Source organism: Acidovorax sp. 94 (assembly GCF_003634645.1).
GTDB lineage: Bacteria > Pseudomonadota > Gammaproteobacteria > Burkholderiales > Burkholderiaceae_C > Acidovorax > Acidovorax facilis.
This window is the reverse complement of record NZ_RBJA01000001.1, coordinates 4,374,575-4,397,591: the sequence shown is the minus strand read 5'-3', so window position 1 is coordinate 4,397,591 and position 23,017 is coordinate 4,374,575. Positions and strand designations below refer to the sequence as shown.

The window sequence follows — 23,017 nt, the reverse complement described above, 5'->3', positions numbered from 1 at the left end:
TCAAGCGGTAACAGCGGGTAGCACGGGATCGCTGGAGCAGCCCAGTCGTACCGACCTGTTTTCGAGCGAAAACGTTGCGCGCTTGCAACTTAGTTAGGCCACGCAACAGGCTTTGCGTCCCCACAGTGCATCCCGTGCCAGATCGCAAGGACTGGGTCGCAGCATCACGCACAGGAAGCCCGCAACGCGCTTCCTGGCCAAATTCACCTTGCGATTCAACCGCCTGTACGATCTGACCAGCATGTCCGCCAGGCGTGCTACGCACTGCCCGTCCCCCACATCGTCTTGCTCCATACCGATACTCAGCGCTTCTGAGACGCTTTGCCGGTCAAGATTTTTTAAGAGAACTGCCCCATGCGCTTGGGCATCCGCCTGCTGTTCGCCTTCTTCCTGATCAACGGCATCGCCGCGTTTTTTGTGCTGCGCGTGTTCATGGCCGAGATCAAACCCAGCGTGCGCGAGGTGATGGAGGACATGATGGTGGACACGGCCAACATCCTGGCCGAGCTGGCCAGCGAAGACCTGGCCGCCGGGCGGTTGGCGGCGGGGGCCGACAACAGCAGCACCAGTCCGTTTGCGCAGCATGTGCGCCGCTACGCCACGCGGCCCATCGATGCAGCGATCTGGGGTTTCTCCAAGCAGTCACTGGACTACCGCATCTATGTGACCGACACCACGGGCCGCGTGCTGTTCGACTCGGAGAACCGCGCCATCGGCGCCGACTACTCGCAGTGGCGCGACGTGGCCCGCACGCTGCGGGGCGAGTACGGCGCACGCTCCACGCGCGATGTGGAAGACGACGACACCAGCGGCGTGATGCATGTGGCGGCGCCCATCTACGTGAAAGAACAGATTGCAGGCGTGCTGACGGTGGCCAAACCCACCCGCACCGTGCAGCGCTTCATCGACCGCGCCGAGCGCAAGGTGTTCATGGGCGGCCTTTTGCTACTGGCGCTCTCGGCCGCCGTCGGCGTGGCCGTGACGCTGTGGATGGTGTGGAACGTGCGCCGCCTGCGCGACTACGCCTTGAGCGTGCAGGGCCCGGCCGATGGCGAGCGCCATGACCCCGGCGCCCCGCCCACCACGGCGCTGGCCGTGCCCGAGGTACCGGGCGAGCTGGGCGACCTGGCCCGCGCCATGGACCGCATGCGTGCCCGGCTCGAGGGGCGCGATTACATCGAGGGCTACGTGCGCGCGCTGACGCACGAACTCAAAAGCCCTGTGGCGGCCATCCGGGGCGCGGGCGAGCTGCTGCAGGACGAGCTGCCCGCCGCCGACCGTGCCGAATTTGCGACCCAGGTGGTGCAGCAAAGCGAACGCCTGCAGCGCATCATCGACCGGCTGCTGGAGCTGTCCAAACTGGAGCAGCGCCACCACGCCGAGGGCCGCGCGCCTGTGGCCCTGCAGGCCTGCGCCGAGGCTGCCATCGGCCAGACACGCGCCCGTGCTGCGCAACGCAGCATCATGCTGGCCCTGTCCGGTACGGGCAGCAACGGCCCCTGGGAGGCCGAGCTGGTGACCATGGCACTGACCAATCTGCTGGACAACGCCATCGACTTTGCGCCCGCAGGCAGCACGGTGCAGGTGGAGCTGGACGGCGCCACCGTGGCCGTGCGGGACAGCGGCCCCGGCGTGCCCGACTACGCCCTGCCCCGCCTGGGCGAACGCTTCTTCACCACCGCGCGGCCAGGCGGCGAGCGCAGCGGATCGGGCCTGGGGCTGGCCATCGTCAAGCGCGTGATGGCGCTGCACGGGGGGCAGATGGTGGTGCGCAATACCGGGCCTGGGTTGCAAGTGGCGCTGGAGTTTCCCGCCAGTTAGTGCGAGCGACGCAGGTGTAGAGCGAGCCCCACCACCAGCAAGGCCAGTGCCACCCCATCCACCCGCACGACCGTCACCAGCGGGGCGCTGAGCGCGCTGCCCCGCTGCAGCCACGACAGCAGCAGAAACGACACCACGCTCACCAGCCCCGCCACCAGGCCCAGCCGATGCAGATCGGGGCGCAGGGCTGCATAGCCCATGAAGGCGGCGAGCAGCCCGAAAAGCACGGCCCGGTGCCGCAACAGCAGCTCCACGCCTGCATCCTGCACCGGGGTGCCGTACAGCTGCGCCAGCTTGCCCGCCCCGAGCACGCCCACCAGCGGCAGGGCATGGACCACTGCCACCAAGACCAGAATCACCGGAACCCCATAGCGCATGTCGCCCCCCTAAACGTGTTTCTTATAGCCATGTGCCGTTTGTAGGTGCAAGGAGTTCGGCCGTCGATGACCTGACAGGTCATGCCGACACAACGCCCGACTTCACACTGGCCTCACAAACTTCATAGCGCCCTCACACCGGGCCCCAACACTGCCTCCACAACATCATTTGTGGAGGATCTCTTGCTCAAACACCCCTTGTTCACCAAACTGGCCGCGCTGGCCGCCATCACCGTGCTGCTGCTCTTTGGCCTCGGCATGATCGAAGACGTGGTGCGCGACCGGTTGCGTTACCGCAGCATCACCGCCCAGAGCGTGGCCGAAAGCCTGGCCGGACCGCAGACGCTGATGGGCCCGATGATCCACAGCGCCTGTGTGGAGAGCTGGGAGGTAGAGACCGGCAAGGGCGACGAGCGCCGCATGGTGGAGCAGCGCCGCGAGTTCCTGCTGACCGCCATGCCCGAGCAGCTCAAGCTCAGCACCGGCGCCGCGATGGAAGAGCGTGCGCGCGGCCTGCACAAGGTGAACACGTTCAACCTCAAGGCCCACGTGACGGCGCAGTGGGGGCCGCTGGCCAGCCTGGTGCCGCAAAGCAGCATGAAAAACTCGCGCATGCACTGCGGCGCGCCCATCGTCATGATGGCCGTGGGCGACGCGCGTGGCATCCGCACCGCGCAGTTCACCCTGGATTCGCAGACCCTGGCCCTCAAGCCCGGCACCTTCCACCCCACCTACAGCCGGGGCCTGCATGCGGCACTGCCAGAATCGGTGCGCGGCAAGGCCGACGGACTGACCGCCACGCTGGACCTGGAACTGGTGGGCACCGAACGCCTGGCCTTTGTGCCGCTGGGTGGCAACACCGAGGTGCAGATGACCAGCAGCTGGCCCCACCCATCGTTCGGTGGCCGCTTTCTGCCGTCGGAGCGCGAGGTCAAGAAGACCGGTTTCGCGGCCCAGTGGCGCCTGTCATCGCTGGCTACCACGGCGCAGGCCGACATTGCCAACGGCAAACGCATCTGCCTGGGCGGCACAGACGATGGCAGCCACAGCGACTATGTGCCCGGAGGCGCCACCCCCGGCGACTGCGCCGACAGCTTCAGCGTGGCCTTCATCGACCCGGTGAACCCCTATTCCCTGTCGGACCGCGCCACCAAATATGGCGTGCTGTTCATTGCCCTCACCTTCGTCGCCGTGGGCCTGTTCGAGCTGATGAAGAAGCTGCGCGTGCACCCGGTGCAGTACCTGCTGGTGGGCAGCGCGCTGTGCAGCTTTTTTCTGCTGCTGGTGAGCCTGTCGGAGCACCTGCCGTTCGGCGTCTCGTACGCCGTGGCCGCCAGCGCCTGTGTGCTGCTGCTCGCCTACTACGCCAGCCACATGCTGGGTGGGCTGGCGCGGGGCATCCCGCTGGGCGGGGGCATCGCGGTGCTGTATGGCCTGCTGTATGTGCTGCTGCAGCTGGAGCAGACGGCCCTGGTGGTGGGTGCCATTGCGCTGTTCCTGGTACTGACCGCTGTGATGGTGCTGACGCGCAAGGTGAACTGGTACGGCCTGTCGCAGGGCAACACGCCGCCCCGCCGCACGATGGCGCCACCGGAGGTGCGCCCTCCCGCCCCACCGGCTGCGCGCCCCGCCACGCCCCCGACACCGCCGGTGAGCGCTGTATGACAACGCGCACCACGCCACTGTCCTGGGCACAGCACCTGACCGGCCCGGCCGCAGGCGCTGCCGCGCAGCCGCCCACCCTGACGCAGGCCGAGGCGCAGCGCGTGCAGCGCCACCGCGACCAGCTGATGGCGGCCCTGCGGGCGCAAGACCGGGTGGCGCTAGTCTGCGCCAAGCAGCAGGTCCTGGAGGCTGCGTTCTGCCCGCGCAGCGATGCCAACCCTGTGGGTGCGCAGGATTCACCCGCCGTGCGCCGGGCCCTGCGGGATCTGTCATGGCGCATGGCTGCGCTGATACTGCCCCGCAACACAGGGCACTGAAGCAGCATCGAAATATTGAAAAATATGGCCCTAGCGCTTTACTGACAAGCGCTAGCAGCTATCAAAATTAAAGCAACTCAGCTGCATCTACACCACCACGGTGCGGTTGCGGCCTTCGCGCTTGGCTGCGTAGAGCGCTGAATCCAGCGCGCGCAGGGTGATGTCGAGAGGGCGCAGGGGATCGAAGTTGGACAGTCCCATGCTCACGGTCAGCGCCAAGGGCGGCATCACCCCCGGCACCGGGTGGGTGGTCAGCGCGTCATGCACACGCTGCGCCACCGCCTGGGCCTGCTCCACCCGGGTAGCAGGCAACAGGGCCAGAAACTCCTCGCCGCCCCAGCGGCTCACCATGTCGGCCGCGCGGAACACATCGCGGCAGAGCGTGGCAAAAAGCTGCAGGGCCTGGTCGCCCACATGGTGGCCATGCACGTCGTTGACGCGCTTGAAGTGGTCGATGTCCATCATCAGCAGGCAGGCGGGTTCGCCGTCGCGCCGCAAAAGGGCCTGCTCCTGCAAAAGGCGCGCGGTGAACGAGCGCCGGTTGGCCAGGCCGGTCAACACGTCGGTATGGGCCAGCACGGCCATCTGGCGGCGCGCTTCTTCCAACTCCACCAGCATCTGGCCCTGGCGGTCGTTGGCGCGCTTGAGCTCCAGCAGGCGGATCACCTGGCGCGCCAGCGCACACAACATGTCCTGGGCCTTTTGGGACAGATGGCGCGGCCGGTGGTCCAGCACGCAGAGCGTGCCCAGGGCATAACCATCGGGCGTGACCAGCGGCGCCCCGGCATAGAAGCGGAGCGGATTTTCTTGGGTCACGATGCTGAAGTGCGCAAAACGCGCATCCTTCGCCAGGTCGGGCACGATGAAAACGCCGGGCTGCCGCACGGCGTAGCGGCACACGGACTGGTCCAGCGGGGTTTCCCGCAGCGGGAGCCCCACTGAGGCCTTGAACCACTGGCGGTGGCTGTCGAGCAGGCTGATCAGGGCGACTGGGGCTTCACACACATGGGCCGCAATCCCTGCCAGGTCGTCGTAGGCGGGCTCCATCGGCGTGTCGAGAATGCCATAGCGCTGCAGGGCTTGGAGACTTGCGGCCTCGTCGTACAGAGCCACAGGGGAAGAGGTTTCGGCCATGAAGCACAGCGGTCATGCCGCCCACTTGCCTAGAGACTTGGCAGCATGCCACACCGGCGCGGCCTGCGCACGGGGGTAAGAGCCTGTTGACGCTCTCAGGCCATTGCCGCTGGCTCGGTGGCGCCAACACCGGCCGAAGTGTCGGAGCAGGTCGATCCACCACAGCCCTGGATCAGCTCGCCCGGCAGCGCGTGCGGCGCGTGCACCACGCCCGAGACCGGGTCAAAGCCCACACGGCGCAAGTGCAGGGCCAGCGCAGCGTCCATGCTCTGGGCGTGCTGCGGAAACCACAGCGCCAGTTCGCTGGCCATCACACGCAGCACTTGCAGGTCGCCTTGCTGGGCCCTCACCACCCCTTCGCGCATGACCTGCAGCACCACCCGGTGCTGCATGCTGTGGCAGTTGCCCGAGGCAAAACGGGTGGACTCCATCCAGGCGTCCTCCTGCGCAAAATGGTGATCGGTGTGCTCCACGAGCGCATGCCAGGTCGAGAGCAGCTGCGCATCGTCGGCCCGGTCCACGGCGGCCAGCAGGTCCACGAATTCGCGGTGGGTGTCGTCCATCAGGGGCAGGTCCAGGGCCAGCGCGTCCGACCATTCGAGTTGTGCCATGGGAATCCCTTTGCAGCGAGACAAAAACAGGGCACGAGCTTAGGCCGCCAGCCACCAGGGCGTGTTGATGCAGGTCAGTTCGGCATCAACCGCTCAGCACCATCCGGACCCCACAACAAAAAATGCCCCGCACGGGGCGGGGCATTGTGAAGACTGCCAGCGGCTGGGAGTACCGGCCACTGAGAGGTCCCCAGCGGATCAGCTCTTGCCGTACATGCGCTTCATGTCGTCCACACACTTGGACTTGGCATCACCCGACAGCGCATCGCAGCGCTCCTTGGCGGCCTTGTAGTTGGCGTCGTTCTTTTCTGCGTTGGCATCCTTGCGGGCCTCTGCCACGGCGGCGCCCTTTTCGGCGGCGTTGTCAGCAGGCTTGGCCTGCGCTGCGGCAACCTTGGCATCTTCCTTGGCCTTCACCTGGGCAGCCTTGGCATCCTTTTCACAGACATCCTTTTCATTGCCCTTCAGGTCATCGCATTTTTCCTTGGCGACAGAGTAGGCAGCGTCAGCGCGGGCTTCTGCCACCTTCTGGGTGGCCTTGGGGCTCGGCTTGTACTGGGCTTCCAGTTCTGCCTTGGCCACATCTTCCTTGCCCTTGGCTTCCTTCACACAGACGTCCTTGGCGTTCGCCTTCAGGGCATCACACTTTTGTTTGTCGGCCTTGTAGTCGGCCGAGATGCGCTCCTTGGCGGCCTTGTGCTCGGGTTCGGTCATGGCGAAGGCAGAGGTTGCCAGCAGGCCGGCAGCCACGGATGCGATCAGAGTACGTGCGAATTTCATGGGTTTCTCCTCGGGATTGGGTGATTCAGGGGTGTCCAGCTGTCTGCACCAGGGTGCGGGAGCCGTCGTTTCCCGTGTTGCTGCAGGGCAGGGGCCGGGCCCCTGCGCCGGGCAACCGGTCAGTCGTTGAAGCGGAAGTCCGGGTGGCGTTCTTGCCATTCCTTGAGCTGCTTTTCGGCTGCGTCGCGGGCAATGCCCTGGCGCTCCTGCAGCTTGCCCAGGAACTGTTCACGCTTGCCATCAATGACGTCAAAGTCATCGTTCGTGAGCTTGCCCCACTGTTCAATCATCTTGCCTTTGAACTGCTTCCAGTTGCCCTTGAGGGTGTCTTCGTTCATGGTCTTCTTCCTTGCGGTTGTTTCGCTGCGGCCATGCCACCGATATGGCGGTAAACGGTGCCGGTCAGCGATGAGCCCACTGTAGAAACCCCGCGCCGCGCCACACGTAGGCAGTCAGAGGCAGAGAACGTCGGCCTGTGGACTACACCGATGCCAGACAAGCCGCTCTGGATCGCAGCTCAGAAAACCGTGGGTGAATACGCCATAGTCGAAACCGACCTCATTGGGTAAAAAGTTGCATTTAGTGACTTTTGTAGTCATTCATAACGATTTAGCCCGAGTGCCTCCCAGTTGCAAATCCATACACTTGATTCACCGGCCTTGGCACCCAGGGCAGAGCTACCCACGCAGACGGGCCGTGCACGCAATGCGTTGGAAGGCTCTACGCAGGGTGTTGCTCGCGTGACAAACAACTAGCAGAACCACCATGACACTGTTGAAAGAGGAGCCTTGCGCAGCAGCGCCTGCCGAGGTTGCAGAGGGAATCGACACCACAAAGCCGGCTCCGCGCCCGGCCCCGTTGCCCAAGGAGGCCACGCTCGCCGCCCTGATGGCCAGCGTGGCGTTGGCGGCCTGTGGTGGTGGTGATGCGGCTGATGAAACCGTGAGCCCACCCACGACGCCAACACCGGGCTCTGCGCCCCCCCCTGGCCCGGCACCTGCGCCTGGCCCGGCCCCCGCACCGGGTCCCGCCACGCCGCCCGCCCCAGGGCCTGCGCCAGCACCCGGCCCCACACCCGCTCCAGGGCCTGCGACGCCGCCGCCCCCACCGCCAGCCCCGGGAGCTGGAAGCTACACCTACACACGGGCCGACACCGACCAGGAAGCGGCGCGGTTTCTCCTGCAAGCGCAGTTCTCGGCATCCACCGGCGAAATCGCCACCCTGCGCGCCAGCACCTACGACAGCTGGATCAACAACCAGTTCAGCCTGCCCGTCGGCACCAAGGGGTGGGACTGGCTGAACCAGCGCGGGTACAACACGGTGGACAACGCCACGTCGTACTACGACAACACCTACCCGGGCGACTACATGATCTGGCAACAGCTCATGACATCCAGCGACGGCTTGCGCAAACGCGTGGCACTCGCGTTGTCCGAGATCTGCGTGGTATCGCTCTCGGGCCTGGACTTCAGCTGGCGCAGCCATGCCATCGCCCACTACTGGGACCAGCTGGTTGCCAATGCCTTCGGCAACTTCCGCAAGCTGTTGGAGGACGTGACCCTCAATCCAGCGATGGGCTACTACCTCAACACGCGCGGCAACCAGAAGGAAAACCCCTCCACCGGCCGCCAGCCCGATGAGAACTATGCCCGTGAGATCCTGCAGCTGATGTCCATCGGGCTCGTGGAGCTGAACCAGGATGGCACAGCCAAGCGCAATGGCTCGGGCCAGGTGGTCGATAGCTATACCCAGAGCGACATCACCAACCTGGCACGCGTGTTCACGGGCTACGACTACGACCAGTCGCAAAATGCCCCGACCACTGTGCCCGGCACCACGCGCACCGTGCCCAGCACCCATTTCACGCGGCTGCCCATGGCACTCAACGAGTCGCGGCACTCCACGCTGGCCGCCACCTTCCTAGGCACCACGGTTGCCGCTGGCACGCCCGGTGCGGCGGCGCTCAAAACGGCGCTGGACACCATCTTCAACCACCCCAACGTGGGGCCATTCATCGGCAAGCAGCTGATCCAGCGCCTGGTCACCAGCAACCCGTCACCCGGCTATATCAGCCGTGTGGCGGCCGCTTTCAACAACAACGGCCTCGGCGTGCGGGGCGACCTGCGGGCCGTGGTCAAGGCTGTGTTGCTCGACGACGACGCCCGTGCGCCCGCCGGGCTCACGGACCCCATGTTCGGCCGCCTGCGCGAGCCCATGCTGCGCTTTGTGCAGTGGGGCCGCACCTTTGGCATCGCGTCGCAATACGGCAGCTGGAAGATCGGCGACCTCAGCTCGGCCGGCTCGCGCCTGGCGCAGAGCCCGCTGCGCTCGCCATCGGTGTTCAACTTCTTCCGGCCGGGCTATGTGCCGCCTTCGACGGCATTGGCCACGGCCGGTGCCGTGGCGCCCGAGTTCCAGCTGGTCAACGAGAGCAGCGTGGGCGGTTACCTCAACTACATGCAGGGCGTGATCCGCAACGGTATCTTCGTGAACGCGCCAGACCTGCCCAACAACGGCAGCAACGGCAACAACGGCTTCGACATCAAGGCGGCCTATACCAACGAACTGGCCATCGTGGCCGATGCCGATGCGCTCGTGGACCGGATCAACCTGCTCATGACGGCTGGCCAGCTGTCTGCAGCCACCGTCAAGCTCATCGCAGACGCCCTCAAGACGACCCCCGTCACGGCGGCAAGCACGGACAATGCCAAACGTGACCGCGTGGCGGCCGCGATTTTCCTCGTCATGGCCTCGGCCGAATACCTGATCCAGAAATAAGGCGCGCCGCCATGCATCTCCTCCAACCCGACCTCCATTCCCGTCGCGCCTTCCTGCGCCGCTCGGCCCAGCTGGGCATGGCAGGCACCGCCCTGCCCTTTGCGCTCAATCTCGCTGCCGTGGGCGAAGCCGCAGCTTTCACGGCCACCGACTACAAGGCGCTGGTCTGCGTCTTCCTGTACGGCGGCAACGACTACGCCAACACCGTCATTACCTATGACGACGACAGCTACAACAAATACAGCGCCGCGCGCGGAGGCGGTGCCGGGCAGACGGCGGGGGGCATTGCCCTGGCCAAGTCCGCCCTGACCCCCACCCTGCTCGCGCCCACCACGCCACTGGCCGGTGGGCGCCAGTACGCGCTGCACCCTGCCATGACAGGGCTGACCAACCTGTTCAACACCGGCAAGGCAGCCGTGCAGCTGAACGTAGGGCCCCTGGTCGTGCCGCTCACGCGTGCGCAGTACAGCGGCAGCAACCGTGCGCTGTATCCGCTGCCCCCCAAGCTGTTCTCGCACAACGACCAGCAATCGGTCTGGCAGTCGTCCTCGCCCGAAGGCTCCACCGTGGGCTGGGGCGGCAACATCGGCGACCTGGCGCTGTCCTCCAACGGCAGTTCGCTGTTCACCTGCATCTCCGTCACGGGCAATGCGGTGTTCCTCTCGGGCGACTCCGCGCTGCAGTACCAGGTCAGCACCAACGGTGCGATCCCGATCAACGGCGTCAAAAGCAATGTCTACGGCTCCACGGCCGTGCGCGCAGCGCTGACCTCGCTGATCCAGCAAACCAGCGGCCAGACGCTGGAGAACGAATACAACCGCGTCACCGCGCGGGCTGTGGGCGCCGAGGCTTCCATCACCTCCGGGCTGGCCGGTGTCACGCTGGCCACGGCCTTCCCCACCAGCAATTCGCTGGCCGACCAGCTCAAGATGGTCGCCCGCCTTATTGGTGCACGCACCGCATTGGGCAGCAAACGGCAGGTGTTCATGGTGTCGCTGGGCGGGTTCGACCTGCATGACAACCTGATCTCGCAGCAGCCCACGCTCATGCAGCGCGTGAGCGAAGCCATGACCGCGTTCTACAACGCCACGGTCGAACTGGGCGTGGCCGACAAGGTGACGGCGTTCACGGCCTCGGACTTCGGCCGCACGCTCAGCTCCAACGGCGACGGCTCGGACCACGGCTGGGGCAGCCACCATCTCATGGTGGGTGGCGCAGTCAAGGGCAAGGCCTTCTATGGCAAGGCGCCGCCGGTCAGCATCACCAACACTGCCGATGCCAACGACCAGTGGCATGTGGGCCAGGGCCGCCTGCTGCCCAGCACCTCGGTGGACCAGTACGCGGCCACGCTGGCCAGCTGGTTTGGCGTGAGCAACAGCGAACTGGCGGGCGTGCTGCCCAACCTGAGCCACTTTGGCGGGGCCGACTACCCGACCAACCTGGGTTTCATGGCGTGATGTGAGCCCCCCCTGAGCGGCTGCGCCGCTTCCCCCCGCTCTCGTAGCGCTGCGCGCTGCGGGCGGGGGGACGCAGCCCTCGCTGCGGGGCGGCCCTTGCTTGGCAGCCCTTCTCCGGGGGAGCGCCCGTTTCACAGGCTGCCCGGAAGCTGCGAGCCCCAATAATGGGGGCATGACCACTTCTTCCGCTCCCTCGCCCCGCCCCCGTGTTGTCATCATCGGCTGCGGCTTTGGCGGCCTCGAAGCCGCCCGTGCGCTGCGTGGTGCCGCGCTGGACGTGACGCTCATCGACAAGACCAACCACCACCTCTTCCAGCCCCTGCTCTACCAGGTGGCCACGGCCGGGCTGTCGGCCCCGGCCATCGCAGCGCCCATCCGGCACCTGTTTCGGCAGCAGCCCAACGTCACGACTTTGCTCGGCGAAGTCACGCACATCGACGTGGCAGCGCGCACCGTGCATTTGAAGGACGGGCCCCACCCGTCTGCCCCCTTGCCCTACGACCACCTGATCGTCGCTGCAGGCGCCACCCACAGCTACTTCGGCCGCGACGACTGGGCACCCCATGCCCCGGGCCTCAAGACGCTGGACGATGCCTTCGAGATCCGCCGCCGCATCCTGTTGGCCTTCGAGGCGGCAGAAAAGGAAGCGGACCCCACCCGCCGCACCGATTGGCTCAACTTTGTGGTTGTGGGCGCAGGCCCCACAGGCGTGGAGATGGCGGGCACGCTGGCCGAGATCGCGCGCCACACACTGCCCGGCGAGTTCCGGCACATCGACCCGGCCAGCGCAAAAATCATCCTGCTCGAAGGCGGCCCCCGCGTGCTCCAGTCCATGCCCGAGGCACTGAGCCAGCGCGCCAAGGAGCAGCTCGAAAAGCTGGGCGTGGAAGTGCGCCTGAACGCCCGCGTCACCGCCATCGACAGCGACGGATTGATGGTCGAATCGCCATCCAGCGCTCAACCAACAAGCGCAATTAGCTATCAAATTAAGAGCAAATGCATTGTCTGGGCGGCCGGTGTGGCGGCCTCGGCGCTGGGCCGCCAGCTGGCCGGGGCCACGGGTTGCGCCACCGACCGGGCGGGCCGCGTGGTGGTAGCGCCGGATCTCAGCCTGCCCGGCCACCCCGAGATCAGCGTCATCGGCGACCTGGCTGCTGCCAAGAGCCACGGGCCCGGCCAGGAGCCCACCCCCGTTCCCGGTGTATCACCCGGCGCCAAGCAGATGGGGCGCGCCACGGCCGCCAACATCCTGCGCCGCCTGGCCGGCCAGGCCACGCAGCCGTTTCGCTACCGCGACTACGGCAACCTGGCCACGATCGGCCGCAACTCCGCCGTGGTGGACCTCACCTCGCCCGCTGGGCCGGTGCGGTTTTCGGGCTACTTTGCGTGGCTGTTCTGGCTGTTCGCGCACGTCTACTTCCTGATCGGCTTTCGCAACCGCCTGGTCGTGCTGCTGGACTGGGCCTGGGCGTACTGGAGCTTTGCGCGCTATGCGCGGGTGGTGACGGGGATTGAGGGAAGCGCTAAATCCAACGGCGCAAAACAGGCAGAAACCGCCGCGCCGACACGTTCATAACCAGTGGGCGCCGCTGATCGCCACAAGGCGAGGCCTCGACAGACGATAGGCACCCACCGGGCTACACCCACCGCAGCGTCGGTCTACCGCCCCACCTGCTCCACCCACTCCGCCACTTCCTGCGCCACCTGAGTCGATGCATCGGCCAATGCAGCCACGCCGCCTGCTGCATCCGCACTGCGCGCCGGGGTGCGCACGGTGAACACGCGCTGGCCGCGCAGCGCTTCACCGCCCGGGGTCAGGTCCACCACCGTGGCACGCAGTCGCACCACGCCCGCGCTGTCCGAGGCGCTGGCAAACAGGTGGCTGAACTCTTCCAGCTCCACGCGCAGCACGGCTGGCAAGCGGCCGCCCTGAGCGGCGTCGCGCGCCTGGGCCGCGCCGTCGTCGGCCTTGAGGATGGCGCGGCGCTGGCCGAGCTGCTCGCGCAGGCGCTGCTGCAGCAACTGGGCGGGTGGCTGGCTCCAGCGGGCTTGGCTGTAGGGGCGCAGCTGCTGGGCGTCGGCGTAGGCAAGGCGGTAGAGCACGGCGTTGCTGCCCTCGGGCAGGCCCGGGGCCTCTACATCGGCCAGCGCCAACGGGGGCAGGGGGGCGCGGCGATCGCTGGGGGCCGTGGCGACCGGGCCGGGGCCAAAGTCGTAGAGCACGGGGCGCGAGGGTGGGCTGGGCAGCGCCGAGCAGCCTGCGATACCCAGCAGTCCCACAGCAACAACTGAAACAAATAGACCTCTAGCGCTTGATGGAACAGCGCTAGCAGCTATGTTTTTAATAGTATTTTCCATCAACGCTTCTCCTCAGAAGGTGTGAATGAATCCGGCGTGCCCGAGCAGGCCGCCGAAACGCGGCCGGTCCAGGCGCAAAGCGCAGCCATAGCGCGGGCTATGGCGAGCATTTGCAACGACGAGCGGGTGTGTTTTGGGGGAATGAGCGGGCATGGTGGGTTCGTTCACACCTTCTCAGGGCGCGAAACCAGGTTCGCCCGGGCCGGGCGGAATGCGGCCCGAGCCGTAGATGAACAGCTGGGGGTTGTCCGCCACGCCACCCGCCGTGCGGCTGAGCGTGCGTGCCGCGCGCGAGGTGTCGTCGGCCGCGCGGTTCAGGCGCGGCAGCGTGGTGGTGCTGAACTGGTCGGCCGCGCGGGCGAGGGACTGCGTGCCGATGGTGATCTGGTCGATGGGCCCGCCCTCGGCCCCCAGGCGCTGCGTGGTCTTGCTGACGTCGGCAGCCAGCACCGACACGCTGGCGCCGGCCTGCTGCAGGGACTGCAGGGTCTTGCGCGCATCGCTGGCCAGCGGGGGCAGCGCGGCCAGGGCCGGGTCCAGGCGCTGGGCCACGGTGGCATCGAGCCGCTGGGTCAGCGTGTTCACGCTGCCTGCGGCCTGGGCAATGTTGCCCAGGGCTTCGGTGAGTTTTTGCTGGTTGGTGTCGCCCAGCAGTTGGTTGATGCGCCGCGTGGCTTCTTCCACCTGGGTGAGGATGGCGGGGGCCTGCTCCGCGAGTTTGCCAAACGGCGACGGCTTGATGGGCAGGCGCGGCAGGCCGCTGGGGCCCGGGGGCAGCTCGGGGTAAGGTTGGTCGGCATCGTCCAGCAGAACATGGGCCAGGCCCGTCACGCCCTGGTAGCCCAGCACGGCGAAGGTGGTGGGGCTGATGGGGGCCTGCTCGTTGACGGCAATGCGGATGAGCACGTTGCCCGTCACCTGCGGGTCGAAGCCGATGCGCGTGACCTTGCCCACGGCCACCCCCTTGTAGCGCACGGCGGCCTGGGGCTGCAGGCCGCTCACGCCGTCCTTGGTGGACAGCTCGTACTGCTCGTAGTTGGCGCTGTCGCGCGTGAGCCAGATGGCCAGGCCCGCCAGCATGGCGGCCACCACCAGCACAAAGATGCCTGCGGCGAGGGCGTGGGATTTGTTTTCCATCAGCTGGGTTCCTTGTCGGGCGTGGGCACGGCGGCAGCGGTCTGTGCTGCCAGGGCGTGCTCCACGGATTGCACCGGGGCCATGGCGCGCTGGCCACGTTCACCCAGGAAGAAATGTTCGATGAACGGGTGCTTGAAATGCGCCACCTCGTGCGGCGGACCGGTGACGATGACCTTCTTATCAGCCAGCACGGCCACCCGGGTGCTCAGCGCAAACAGCGTATCGAGATCGTGCGTGACCATGACCACCGTGAGCCCCAGCGCGGCCCGCAGCTCGCGCAGCAGCGCACAGAAGTCGTCGGAGCTGCTGGGGTCCAGCCCCGCCGTGGGTTCGTCGAGCAGCAGAAGCGGCGGGTCCATGATGAGCGCACGCGCCAGCGCCACGCGCTTGACCATGCCACCCGACAGATCCGCCGGCATGCGTGTGGCGTGCTCGGGCTGAAGGCCCACCATCTGCAGCTTGACCAGCGCAGCGTCGCGCACCAGGTCGTCGGGCAGCGTGCCCTGCTCGCGCAGCGCAAAGGCCACGTTGTCGAGCACATTGAAGGCCGAGAACAGCGCGCCGTGCTGGAACAGCATGCCCACGCGGCTGGCCGCGCCCTCGCGCCCCATCTCGGACGCCGGGCGCCCCAGCACCGTGACCTGCCCCCGCGCAGGCCGGGCCAGGCCCAGGATCTGGCGCAGCAGCACCGTCTTGCCCGTGCCCGAGCCCCCCACCAGCGACAGCATCTCGCCGCGCTGCACGGTGAAGTTCAGGTCCTGGTGCACGGTGAAGGTTTCATCGCCCTTGCCAAACTGCGTCCACAGGCCCTGAACGTCCACGATGGGCGGCTCGCCGGGCGCCACGGCGATGTGCTCGGGCAACGATGTGCGTGCGTGGCTGCTCATATGCCTATGTTTTTAAATGCCACAGCGAACAACGCATCCACGATGATCACCATGGTGATGGACGTGACCACCGAAGCGGTGGTGCCCTCGCCCAGGCTCTGGGTGTTGGGCTTCACGCGCAGGCCCCAGTGGCAGCCGATGAGCGCGATGAACGCGCCAAACACCACCGACTTGGCCATGGCCAGGCCCAGGTTGCCGACCTTGACGGCGGCGGGCAGGGCCTGCACGAAGTAGCCGGGCGAAATGTCCATGGCCACGTCGGCCGCCAGCATGCCGCCCGCCAGCGCTGCCAGCGTGGTCCACACGCTGATGAGCGGCATGGCCAGTGCCAGCGCAATGGTGCGCGGCATCACCAGCCGAAAGCCGTGGGGAATGCCCATGACGCGCATGGCATCGAGTTCCTCGGTCACGCGCATCACGCCGATCTGCGCCGTGATCGACGAGCCGGAGCGCCCCGCCACCAGGATGGCGGCCAGCATCGGCCCCAGCTCGCGGATGAGCGAGATGCCCAGGATGTTGACGATGAACGACTCGGCGCCAAACTGCCGCAGCTGCAGGCTCATGAGGTAGGCCAGCACCACGCCGATGAGAAAACCCACGAGCGCCGTGATGGGCAGGGCCGTGGCCCCCATGCGGTACAGGTGGCCCGATACGTCGCGCCACGGCCCCTTGCGCGGCGCGCGCGCCAGGCGGCCCAGGTCCAGCACCAGTCGGCCCACCATTTCGAGCATGTGGCGGGCATGGTCCACGCCGTGCAGCACCAGCACCCCCAGGTGGTCCACCTGCTCACCCAGCCGCCAGGGCTCGGGCGGCGGAGCGGTGCAGGTGAACTGCGCCACGCGCGCCAGCATGTCGCGCTGGGCGTCGGTGCAAGCCAGGCGCTCGGGCCAGGCATGCTGCCAGTGGTTCCACAGCAACTGGGCGCCCACGTGGTCCAGCCACTGCAGCTGCATCAGGTCCCAGCCCAGCGTGGGCGCGGCCGGGTGGCTGCGCAGCTGACCCGACACGGCCTGCCACTGCGTCCCGGTTCCCAGCTCCGCCGCGCCCCAGCGCCCGTGCAGCTGCGCACAAGGCCCCTGGGGCGTGTCGGCGCGAACAATGCGAGGAGCGGGGTCGGTCATGAACTGGGCAGCGCAGGCTGCCAAGAATGAAAGGGAGCGTGCATGGTAGCGGAGCCGGACGCAGGCGGCACGTAGGATTGATGCCCGCCAGGGATCCTCTGCACGAATCGAGCGGAAAGTGTGCGCTGCGGATCGGGATGGACTGCAAGGCGCAAACGCAGCAATAGCCGCAGCTATTGCGAGGTTTTGCAACGCCGCAGACCGCCCCAGACCGCAGATGCACACGGCGCGGCGATTCGTGCAGAGGAACCCCAGGGCCGTGCGCCAAGCACAGGCGGGCCAGGAATGCGTGAAATTAATATCAAACAGGCCGCCAGCGCTTAACCATCGTTCGCTGGTAGCTATATATTTAATAGCAATAGGCACTGACCCTCTCGACACACCCGGCGCTGTCCGCACAATGGCCCTCCGTCTCCTTCCACACATTGCCACCGCCCCTGCCCATGAGCGATCACACCACGTTTGACACCATCATCATCGGCGGCGGCACCGCCGGCGCCCTGCTGAGCAACCGCCTGAGCGCCGACGGCCGCCACCGCGTGCTCCTCATCGAGGCCGGCCGCAAGGACGACTACCACTGGATCCACATCCCCGTGGGCTACCTGTACTGCATCGGCAACCCGCGCACCGACTGGCTCTACAACACCGAACCCGATGCGGGCCTGAACGGCCGCACCCTGCGCTACCCGCGCGGCAAGACGCTGGGCGGCTGCAGCAGCATCAACGGCATGATCTACATGCGCGGCCAGGCGCGCGACTACGACCAATGGGCCGAACTGACGGGCGACGCCAGCTGGCGCTGGGACAACGCCCTGCCCTACTTCCGCCGCCACGAGGACCACTGGCGCCTGGACCAGCCCGGCGCCGTGAATGAAAACTTCAAGCGCCTGCATGGCAACAAGGCCACCGGCAGCACCGGCGAGTGGCGCGTGGAAAAACAACGCCTGCGATGGGATGTGCTCGACGCCTTTGCCCAGGCCGCGCAGCAGGCTGGCATCCCGGCCACCGACGACTTCAACGGCGGCAGCAACGAAGGCGTGGGCTACTTTGAGGTCAACCAGAAAAGCGGCTGGCGCTGGAACACCGCCAAGGCATTCCTGCGGCCCACCTGCTACGGCCGCCCAAACTTCGAGATGTGGACCAGCGCGCAGGCCGCCAAGCTCATCGTCGAGACGCAGCCCGACGGCAGCAAGCGCTGCACCGGCGTGCAGGTGTGGGACGGCCAGGAGATGGTCACGGCCCGCGCAACGGGCGAGGTCATCCTGAGCGCAGGCGCGGTCAACTCACCGCAATTGCTGCAGCTCTCGGGCATCGGCCCGGCCGCGCTGCTGCGCCAGCACGGCATCGACGTGGTGCACGACCTGCCCGGCGTGGGCGCCAATTTGCAGGACCATCTGCAGATCCGCGCGGTGTTCAAGGTCAACGGCGTGGCCACGCTCAACACCATGGCCAGCTCGCTCTGGGGCAAGGCCAAGATCGGGCTCGAATACGCGACCAAACGCAGTGGCCCCATGAGCATGGCGCCCTCGCAGCTGGGGGCCTTCACGCGCAGCAGCGCCGACCAGCCCTGGCCCAACATCGAGTACCACGTGCAGCCGCTGTCGCTCGACGCTTTTGGCGAGCCGCTGCACAGCTTTCCGGCCTTCACGGCCAGCGTGTGCAACCTCAACCCCACAAGCCGGGGCACGGTGAATATCAAGAACGCCGACTTCAAGGCCGCACCGGCCATCGCTCCCAACTACCTGAGCACCGCCGAAGACCGCCAGGTGGCCGCCGACAGCCTGCGTGTCACGCGCCGCATCGTGGCCCAGCCCGCGCTGGCCAGGTACCAGCCCGAGGAGTGGAAGCCCGGCGTGCAATTTGAAAGCGACGAGGACCTAGCGCGCCTGGCCGGTGACATTGCCACCACGATCTTCCACCCTGTGGGCACGACGAAGATGGGGCGGGATGACGACCCGATGGCGGTGCTGGACTCCCAACTGCGCGTGCGCGGCATTGCAGGCCTGCGCGTGGTGGATGCGGGGGCCATGCCCACCATCACCAGCGGCAACACCAACTCGCCCACACTGATGCTGGCCGAGAAGGCGGCGGAGTGGATCATCCAGGCGCGGCGCGCGGCATGAGCGCGGATACCATCGCGCCCATGTACTCCTCCACCTTCATCTTTGCCACCAAACAATTCGACGACGCCTTCCACCGCCTGGACGAGGCGATTGCGACCGCCGCCCGCTCCATCGACGGCTACCTGGGCGAGGAATCGTGGGAGGACACGGGCAAGGGCCTCGTGTCCAACGTCTACTACTGGCAGTCGCTCGAAGCACTGCAGGCATTGATGCAGCACCCCGCCCACCTGAAGGCCAAGGCGGCGCAAGCGCAGTGGCTCAACGGCTACCAGGTCGTGATTGCGCAGGTGCTGCGCACCTATGGCGATGACAAGCTGGCCGGGCTGCTACCCACGGCGAGCCTGTTCGTGCAGGGCGCGGCAGCGCACTGACACCGCCCGCGCAACGGCCACCCGGCCGCAGCGCGGTCAGCGAATCCCTCCCACATAACGGGGAACCTCCGGCGCAGGCTCTGGCGGCGGCGGCGCCATGCGCTGGCGCACCGCCTGCGTGGCCACATCCAGCAAGGGTCGGCGCGGCGCAGCAGGTGGGGCGGCATGGATGGCGAGATCGAGGCGGTCGGCCCACTCGACCAGCTCCGGAACGTTGTCCTCCTGGGCACGTTGGCGTGCGAACCGCACGATCTCCAGCGCATATTCAACGTTGGAAGCCATCCATTCAGTGTCGGTCACGCGCCCCGTCTTGCGGCGCAGCAGCACATGCAAATGGGCGGCAATGGCAAGCTTGTCGGAATCGGGCATGGTCGGCTCCTTATGGCATTTCAGTCATCCATGGCGCTGCGCACCACCAACTGGCCATGACAGGGGCGCAGCCCAAGCCAGTGCCACCGTGGAACTGGCTTTGCCAGGCCACGGGTGGCGTCCCCCTCGGGGGAAGACGCGAAGCGGCTCAGGGGGGCTTCCATCTACCCCAGGCGCTCACGGTGCTGGGCAATGTCGAGCCCGGTCTGCTCGCTCTGCTCATCCACCCGCAGGCCCACAGCCAGGTTGGTGATCCACAACAGCACGGCGGTTGCGACGAGGCTGTAGGCCATCACAGCGCCCACGCCAATGGCCTGGGTGAGCAGGCTGCCTGGCACACCCCCCACGGTGCGGCTGGCCAGCATGCCTGTGAGCAGCGAGCCCACGATGCCGCCGATGCCATGCACCCCAAACACGTCCAGGGAATCGTCGGCGCGCAGCAGGCGCTTGAGCCCCGTGGCGCCCCAGTAGCAGGCCAAACCCGCTACCACGCCAATCACCACTGCCGAGCGCAGCGTGACAAAACCCGCAGCAGGCGTAATGGCCACCAGGCCCGCCACCAGGCCAGAGCAAAGCCCCAACAGGGATGGCCGCCCGCGCACCACCCACTCGCCCAGCATCCACGACAAGGCCCCCGCCGCTGCGGCCAGGTGCGTCACCGCCATCGCCAGCCCCGCACGGCCGTCGGCGGCCACGGCAGAGCCTGCGTTGAAGCCGAACCAGCCCACCCACAACAAGCCCGCGCCCGCCATGGTCAGCCCCAGGTTGTAGGGCTCGAACGCCTCGCGCCCATAGCCCGTGCGCCGCCCCAGGAACCACGCGCACACCAGCCCGGCCACACCCGCATTCACGTGCACCACCGAGCCTCCGGCAAAGTCCAGCGCACCCATCTGGGCCAGCCAGCCCCCTGGCTCCCACACCCAGTGCGCCACCGGGGCGTAGACCAGCAGGGTCCACAGGCTGATGAAGATCAGCATGGCGGAAAACCGCATGCGCTCGACAAACGCCCCCACCAGCAGCGCGGCGGTGATGATGGCAAACGTGAGCTGGAACATGGCGTACACCGACTCGGGGATGTGCGGCGCCACATGGCTTACGGCCAGCTTGCCGCCAGCGATCTGAAAGTCCAGGCCCGCAAAGCCGATGCGGTCCCATCCCCCCAGCCAGGGGCTGCCCGGGGTGAAGGCCAGCGAGTAACCCGCCCCAAACCACAGCAGGCTGACCAGCGCGGCAATGGCCACCACGCTGGCCATGGTGTTGAGCACGTTCTTCTTGCGCACCATGCCTGCGTAGAACAGGGCAATGCCCGGCAGCGTCATCAGCAGCACCAGCGCTGTGGAGGTCATCATCCACGCGGTATCTGCCGCGCTGATCGTGGACTGCGCCACCAGCCCGGGACGTGTGAGGGACAAGGAAGGCACCGCTCCCGCCGCCACCTCTGGCGCCGTCTGCGCCAGCGCACTCGCGCACAGGCCCAGACACAGCGACCCTACCCCAACGAACCGGTGGTTGACTCCCCGCATGGCGGCTCCCTTTCGCAAATTGTTACAAGCGCGATTGCACGAGCCGTGCCAACCCCAACACCCCGATTCCGCCCCTGGAAACCCGATCACTGCCCCACAACGGGGGCGGGAAACCCCCAATGCACCAGCGGAGTGCAGTCGCTACAGTTGCGGCACTCGAAAGCGCGCTTCGGTGTGCCAAGCGAGGGGCCCGAGGAGACACTCTTTCTACCAATAAACAAATTTCAAGCACCCAACGAGGTGCGTTTTTTCCAGGCGCTGGCGATCCCAGCGCCTTTTTCTTGCCTGTTCTACGCTGGCCTCCCTTTCGCCAGTGCCCCGAGGAGTCCTGAATCCATAGCAGGCAAGCTGCGAAAATCCTGCGATGGAATGGATTTTTATTACCTTTGCCTCGCTGCTTGCAGGCTTCGTGGATGCCATCGTGGGGGGTGGCGGGCTGGTGATGGTGCCGGCCCTGTTTGCGGCTTTCCCCGGGGCGCCCCCTGCCACGCTGCTGGGCACCAACAAGGCGGCCTCGGTGTGGGGCACGGCCATGGCCACCTGGCAGTACAGCCGCAAGGTGCAGGTTCGCTGGTCGGCCATGCTGCCCGCGGCAGCGGCCGGTTTTGCGGGGTCGTTTGCAGGCGCCTGGGCCGTGACCGTGATGTCGGCCGACTTCCTGCGCAAGCTGCTGCCCCTGGTGCTGCTGGGGGTGCTGGTCTACACGCTGGCCAAGAAAGAGTTGGGGCGGCACCACACACCCCGCTTTGCGGGCAGGGCCGAAGTGCTGGCGGCCTGCCTGATCGGCGTGGTCATCGGCTTTTATGACGGCTTCTTCGGCCCGGGCACCGGCAGTTTCTTCGTTTTTCTGTTTGTGCGGCTGCTGGGCTATGACTTCCTGAACGCCTCGGCCTCGGCCAAGCTGCTCAATTGCGCCACCAACATCGCCGCCATCGCGCTGTTTGCCGCCAAGGGCCATGTGTGGTGGCACTTTGCGGTGACGCTGGCCATCGCCAATGTGGTGGGCAGCCTGCTGGGCACGCACCTGGCGCTCAAGCACGGCACGGGTTTTGTGCGTGGCATCTTCATCGTGGTGGTGAGCACGCTGATCCTCAAGACGGGTTACGACGCGTTCCTGCGCTAACCGAGGCCCGAAGGGGCTCGTGCCACCGGATGGCATCATGCTTGCTAAGCTGAGCAGGCCTACCACCAGGGCGCCCCGAGGTCATCGGGGTTGCCCTGCATGGCCCGAATGTGAACGCCCGTCCTATAATTTCTGCGCATTTCCGTTTGATGACGAGGCCCATCGCTGTTGGCGATGCCTGCATTCACCCGCTCCGGCTTGCCTACCCGCATGCCGGATTTTTTGTACCTGAACCACCCCCACAGGAACCTGCCATGAAGTTTTTCAAGTCTGCCGTTGTCACCGCCGTGGCGCTGTGCGCTGCCCTCGCCGTCCAGGCCCGCACGCTGGACGAAATCAAGAAGGACGGCAAGATCATCGTGGCCACCGAAGGCCAGTTTGCCCCGTTCAACTTCTTCGAAGGCACCAAGCTGACGGGTTTCGAGGTGGAAGTGGCAGAGCTGGTGGTCAAGAAGATGGGCCTGAAGCTCGAATGGAAGACGCTGGGCTTTGACGCACTGCTGACCGGCCTGGGCCAAAGCCGCTGGGACGCTGTCATTGCCTCGCACGGCGTGACCGAAGAACGCTCCAAGGCCGTCACGTTTGCCAACCCCCACTACTGCTCGGGCGGCATCATCGTGGCCATGGACGCAAAAATCCGCAACGCCAAGGACCTGACCGGCAAGGTGGTGGCAGTGCAGACCGGCACCAGCTACCTGGAAAACGTGCAGAAGCTCACCGGGGTGAAGGAGGTGAAGAACTTCCCGCAGGACACCGACGCCCAGCGCGCCCTGATCTCCAAACGCGTCGACGCCTGGGTGAGCGACAAGTTCGTGGCCAAGGAAGCCGCCGCCAAGAACGCCAAGGCCGGGTTCAAGCTCGGCGACATGCTGTTCATCGAACGCATCGCCCCCGCCATGGCCAAGGGCAACACCGGCCTGGCCGATGCCTGGAACAAGGCGTTTGCCGAAGTGCTGGCCGATGGCAGCTACGCCGCCGTCTCCAAGAAGTATTTCAACGAAGACGTGCGCTGCAACTGATATAAAAACACGCTACGGGGTGCGCTGGGCCTGGCCCGTTGCGCAC

General features: G+C 66.6%; 21 protein-coding genes. 10 read left to right on the top strand and 11 right to left on the bottom strand.

Annotated elements, in window-relative coordinates:
• The first annotated feature begins 354 nt into the window (after positions 1-354).
• Positions 355-1,821 carry a two-component system sensor histidine kinase CreC gene (creC, locus tag C8C94_RS20225; RefSeq protein ID WP_121421988.1) on the top strand — a complete coding sequence of 489 codons (1,467 nt, stop codon included), beginning with the start codon at positions 355-357 and terminating at the stop codon, positions 1,819-1,821.
• Here the strand turns inward: creC and C8C94_RS20220 are convergent.
• Positions 1,818-2,198 (bottom strand): phosphopantetheine adenylyltransferase, encoded by a 381-nt coding sequence (locus C8C94_RS20220; protein WP_121421987.1) that lies wholly within the window; start codon positions 2,196-2,198, stop codon positions 1,818-1,820. The genes creC and C8C94_RS20220 overlap by 4 nt on opposite strands.
• A gap of 183 nt (positions 2,199-2,381) precedes the next feature.
• Between C8C94_RS20220 and creD the strand changes: the two genes are divergently transcribed.
• Positions 2,382-3,863, top strand: a complete 1,482-nt coding sequence (creD, locus tag C8C94_RS20215; RefSeq protein WP_121421986.1) for a cell envelope integrity protein CreD — start codon at positions 2,382-2,384, stop codon at positions 3,861-3,863.
• Positions 3,860-4,180, top strand: a complete 321-nt coding sequence (locus C8C94_RS20210; protein ID WP_233573528.1) for a hypothetical protein — start codon at positions 3,860-3,862, stop codon at positions 4,178-4,180. The genes creD and C8C94_RS20210 overlap by 4 nt, the downstream gene beginning before the upstream one ends.
• Positions 4,181-4,267: 87 nt before the next feature.
• Here the strand turns inward: C8C94_RS20210 and C8C94_RS20205 are convergent, their stop codons facing one another.
• The 4 genes from C8C94_RS20205 to C8C94_RS20190 form a co-directional block, all read right to left on the bottom strand.
• Positions 4,268-5,314 carry a sensor domain-containing diguanylate cyclase gene (locus C8C94_RS20205; RefSeq protein ID WP_121421985.1) on the bottom strand — a complete coding sequence of 349 codons (1,047 nt, stop codon included), beginning with the start codon at positions 5,312-5,314 and terminating at the stop codon, positions 4,268-4,270.
• Between the two features lie 95 nt (positions 5,315-5,409).
• Positions 5,410-5,925 carry a hemerythrin domain-containing protein gene (locus tag C8C94_RS20200; protein WP_121421984.1) on the bottom strand — a complete coding sequence of 172 codons (516 nt, stop codon included), beginning with the start codon at positions 5,923-5,925 and terminating at the stop codon, positions 5,410-5,412.
• A 198-nt stretch (positions 5,926-6,123) separates the two neighbouring features.
• Positions 6,124-6,705, bottom strand: coding sequence for a hypothetical protein (locus C8C94_RS20195; RefSeq protein ID WP_121421983.1), 582 nt, complete (start codon positions 6,703-6,705; stop codon positions 6,124-6,126).
• A 119-nt stretch (positions 6,706-6,824) separates the two neighbouring features.
• Complete coding sequence (locus tag C8C94_RS20190; RefSeq protein ID WP_055398709.1) at positions 6,825-7,043, bottom strand: CsbD family protein; 219 nt, start codon at positions 7,041-7,043, stop codon at positions 6,825-6,827.
• Between the two features lie 427 nt (positions 7,044-7,470).
• Between C8C94_RS20190 and C8C94_RS20185 the strand changes: the two genes are divergently transcribed.
• From C8C94_RS20185 to C8C94_RS20175, 3 genes are all read left to right on the top strand, one after another.
• Complete coding sequence (locus tag C8C94_RS20185) at positions 7,471-9,483, top strand: DUF1800 family protein (protein ID WP_199731305.1); 2,013 nt, start codon at positions 7,471-7,473, stop codon at positions 9,481-9,483.
• An 11-nt stretch (positions 9,484-9,494) separates the two neighbouring features.
• The gene (locus tag C8C94_RS20180; protein WP_121421982.1) at positions 9,495-10,940 is read left to right on the top strand and encodes a DUF1501 domain-containing protein; all 1,446 of its coding nucleotides are present in this window, start codon (positions 9,495-9,497) and stop codon (positions 10,938-10,940) included.
• Positions 10,941-11,112: 172 nt separating this feature from the next.
• On the top strand, positions 11,113-12,516 hold the full coding sequence (locus C8C94_RS20175) for an NAD(P)/FAD-dependent oxidoreductase (RefSeq protein WP_121421981.1): 1,404 nt from the start codon (positions 11,113-11,115) through the stop codon (positions 12,514-12,516).
• An 83-nt stretch (positions 12,517-12,599) separates the two neighbouring features.
• On the opposite strand, the gene C8C94_RS20170 is transcribed toward C8C94_RS20175, so the two are convergent.
• The 4 genes from C8C94_RS20170 to C8C94_RS20155 form a co-directional block, all read right to left on the bottom strand.
• Positions 12,600-13,298, bottom strand: coding sequence for an ABC-type transport auxiliary lipoprotein family protein (locus C8C94_RS20170; protein WP_121421980.1), 699 nt, complete (start codon positions 13,296-13,298; stop codon positions 12,600-12,602).
• A gap of 174 nt (positions 13,299-13,472) precedes the next feature.
• Positions 13,473-14,435 (bottom strand): MlaD family protein, encoded by a 963-nt coding sequence (locus C8C94_RS20165; protein WP_121421979.1) that lies wholly within the window; start codon positions 14,433-14,435, stop codon positions 13,473-13,475.
• Positions 14,435-15,322: an ABC transporter ATP-binding protein gene (locus tag C8C94_RS20160; RefSeq protein WP_121421978.1), complete on the bottom strand. Its 888-nt coding sequence runs from the start codon at positions 15,320-15,322 to the stop codon at positions 14,435-14,437. Before C8C94_RS20160 ends, C8C94_RS20165 begins: the two co-directional genes overlap by 1 nt.
• Complete coding sequence (locus C8C94_RS20155) at positions 15,319-16,443, bottom strand: ABC transporter permease (protein ID WP_121421977.1); 1,125 nt, start codon at positions 16,441-16,443, stop codon at positions 15,319-15,321. Before C8C94_RS20155 ends, C8C94_RS20160 begins: the two co-directional genes overlap by 4 nt.
• Before the next feature lie 443 nt (positions 16,444-16,886).
• Between C8C94_RS20155 and C8C94_RS20150 the strand changes: the two genes are divergently transcribed.
• Together C8C94_RS20150 and C8C94_RS20145 are read left to right on the top strand one after the other, a co-directional pair.
• A complete protein-coding gene (locus tag C8C94_RS20150; RefSeq protein ID WP_121421976.1) occupies positions 16,887-18,566 on the top strand; it encodes a GMC family oxidoreductase in 1,680 nt (559 codons plus the stop codon).
• A gap of 20 nt (positions 18,567-18,586) precedes the next feature.
• A complete protein-coding gene (locus tag C8C94_RS20145; RefSeq protein ID WP_121423005.1) occupies positions 18,587-18,937 on the top strand; it encodes an antibiotic biosynthesis monooxygenase in 351 nt (116 codons plus the stop codon).
• Positions 18,938-18,973: 36 nt separating this feature from the next.
• Here the strand turns inward: C8C94_RS20145 and C8C94_RS20140 are convergent, their stop codons facing one another.
• Together C8C94_RS20140 and C8C94_RS20135 are read right to left on the bottom strand one after the other, a co-directional pair.
• Entirely contained in the window at positions 18,974-19,306 is a 333-nt protein-coding gene (locus C8C94_RS20140; RefSeq protein ID WP_121421975.1) for a hypothetical protein, read from the bottom strand.
• 164 nt (positions 19,307-19,470) lie between these two features.
• A complete protein-coding gene (locus C8C94_RS20135; RefSeq protein WP_121421974.1) occupies positions 19,471-20,829 on the bottom strand; it encodes an ammonium transporter in 1,359 nt (452 codons plus the stop codon).
• A gap of 364 nt (positions 20,830-21,193) precedes the next feature.
• On the opposite strand from C8C94_RS20135, the gene C8C94_RS20130 reads away from it, so the two are divergent.
• Positions 21,194-21,952, top strand: a complete 759-nt coding sequence (locus C8C94_RS20130) for a TSUP family transporter (RefSeq protein WP_055394375.1) — start codon at positions 21,194-21,196, stop codon at positions 21,950-21,952.
• Between the two features lie 254 nt (positions 21,953-22,206).
• Positions 22,207-22,971 carry a transporter substrate-binding domain-containing protein gene (locus C8C94_RS20125; protein WP_121421973.1) on the top strand — a complete coding sequence of 255 codons (765 nt, stop codon included), beginning with the start codon at positions 22,207-22,209 and terminating at the stop codon, positions 22,969-22,971.
• The last annotated feature ends 46 nt before the right edge of the window (positions 22,972-23,017 follow it).

Excerpts from the sequence above, each read along its gene's own strand:
- creC (WP_121421988.1), top strand. The coding sequence starts at position 355 with ATGCGCTTGGGCATCCGCCTGCTGTTCGCCTTCTTCCTGATCAACGGC.
- C8C94_RS20220 (WP_121421987.1), bottom strand. The coding sequence starts at position 2,198 with ATGCGCTATGGGGTTCCGGTGATTCTGGTCTTGGTGGCAGTGGTCCAT.
- C8C94_RS20210 (WP_233573528.1), top strand. The coding sequence starts at position 3,860 with ATGACAACGCGCACCACGCCACTGTCCTGGGCACAGCACCTGACCGGC.
- C8C94_RS20205 (WP_121421985.1), bottom strand. The coding sequence starts at position 5,314 with ATGGCCGAAACCTCTTCCCCTGTGGCTCTGTACGACGAGGCCGCAAGT.
- C8C94_RS20200 (WP_121421984.1), bottom strand. The coding sequence starts at position 5,925 with ATGGCACAACTCGAATGGTCGGACGCGCTGGCCCTGGACCTGCCCCTG.
- C8C94_RS20195 (WP_121421983.1), bottom strand. The coding sequence starts at position 6,705 with ATGAAATTCGCACGTACTCTGATCGCATCCGTGGCTGCCGGCCTGCTG.
- C8C94_RS20190 (WP_055398709.1), bottom strand. The coding sequence starts at position 7,043 with ATGAACGAAGACACCCTCAAGGGCAACTGGAAGCAGTTCAAAGGCAAG.
- C8C94_RS20185 (WP_199731305.1), top strand. The coding sequence starts at position 7,471 with ATGACACTGTTGAAAGAGGAGCCTTGCGCAGCAGCGCCTGCCGAGGTT.
- C8C94_RS20180 (WP_121421982.1), top strand. The coding sequence starts at position 9,495 with ATGCATCTCCTCCAACCCGACCTCCATTCCCGTCGCGCCTTCCTGCGC.
- C8C94_RS20175 (WP_121421981.1), top strand. The coding sequence starts at position 11,113 with ATGACCACTTCTTCCGCTCCCTCGCCCCGCCCCCGTGTTGTCATCATC.
- C8C94_RS20170 (WP_121421980.1), bottom strand. The coding sequence starts at position 13,298 with ATGGAAAATACTATTAAAAACATAGCTGCTAGCGCTGTTCCATCAAGC.
- C8C94_RS20165 (WP_121421979.1), bottom strand. The coding sequence starts at position 14,435 with ATGGAAAACAAATCCCACGCCCTCGCCGCAGGCATCTTTGTGCTGGTG.
- C8C94_RS20160 (WP_121421978.1), bottom strand. The coding sequence starts at position 15,322 with ATGAGCAGCCACGCACGCACATCGTTGCCCGAGCACATCGCCGTGGCG.
- C8C94_RS20155 (WP_121421977.1), bottom strand. The coding sequence starts at position 16,443 with ATGACCGACCCCGCTCCTCGCATTGTTCGCGCCGACACGCCCCAGGGG.
- C8C94_RS20150 (WP_121421976.1), top strand. The coding sequence starts at position 16,887 with ATGAGCGATCACACCACGTTTGACACCATCATCATCGGCGGCGGCACC.
- C8C94_RS20145 (WP_121423005.1), top strand. The coding sequence starts at position 18,587 with ATGTACTCCTCCACCTTCATCTTTGCCACCAAACAATTCGACGACGCC.
- C8C94_RS20140 (WP_121421975.1), bottom strand. The coding sequence starts at position 19,306 with ATGCCCGATTCCGACAAGCTTGCCATTGCCGCCCATTTGCATGTGCTG.
- C8C94_RS20135 (WP_121421974.1), bottom strand. The coding sequence starts at position 20,829 with ATGCGGGGAGTCAACCACCGGTTCGTTGGGGTAGGGTCGCTGTGTCTG.
- C8C94_RS20130 (WP_055394375.1), top strand. The coding sequence starts at position 21,194 with ATGGAATGGATTTTTATTACCTTTGCCTCGCTGCTTGCAGGCTTCGTG.
- C8C94_RS20125 (WP_121421973.1), top strand. The coding sequence starts at position 22,207 with ATGAAGTTTTTCAAGTCTGCCGTTGTCACCGCCGTGGCGCTGTGCGCT.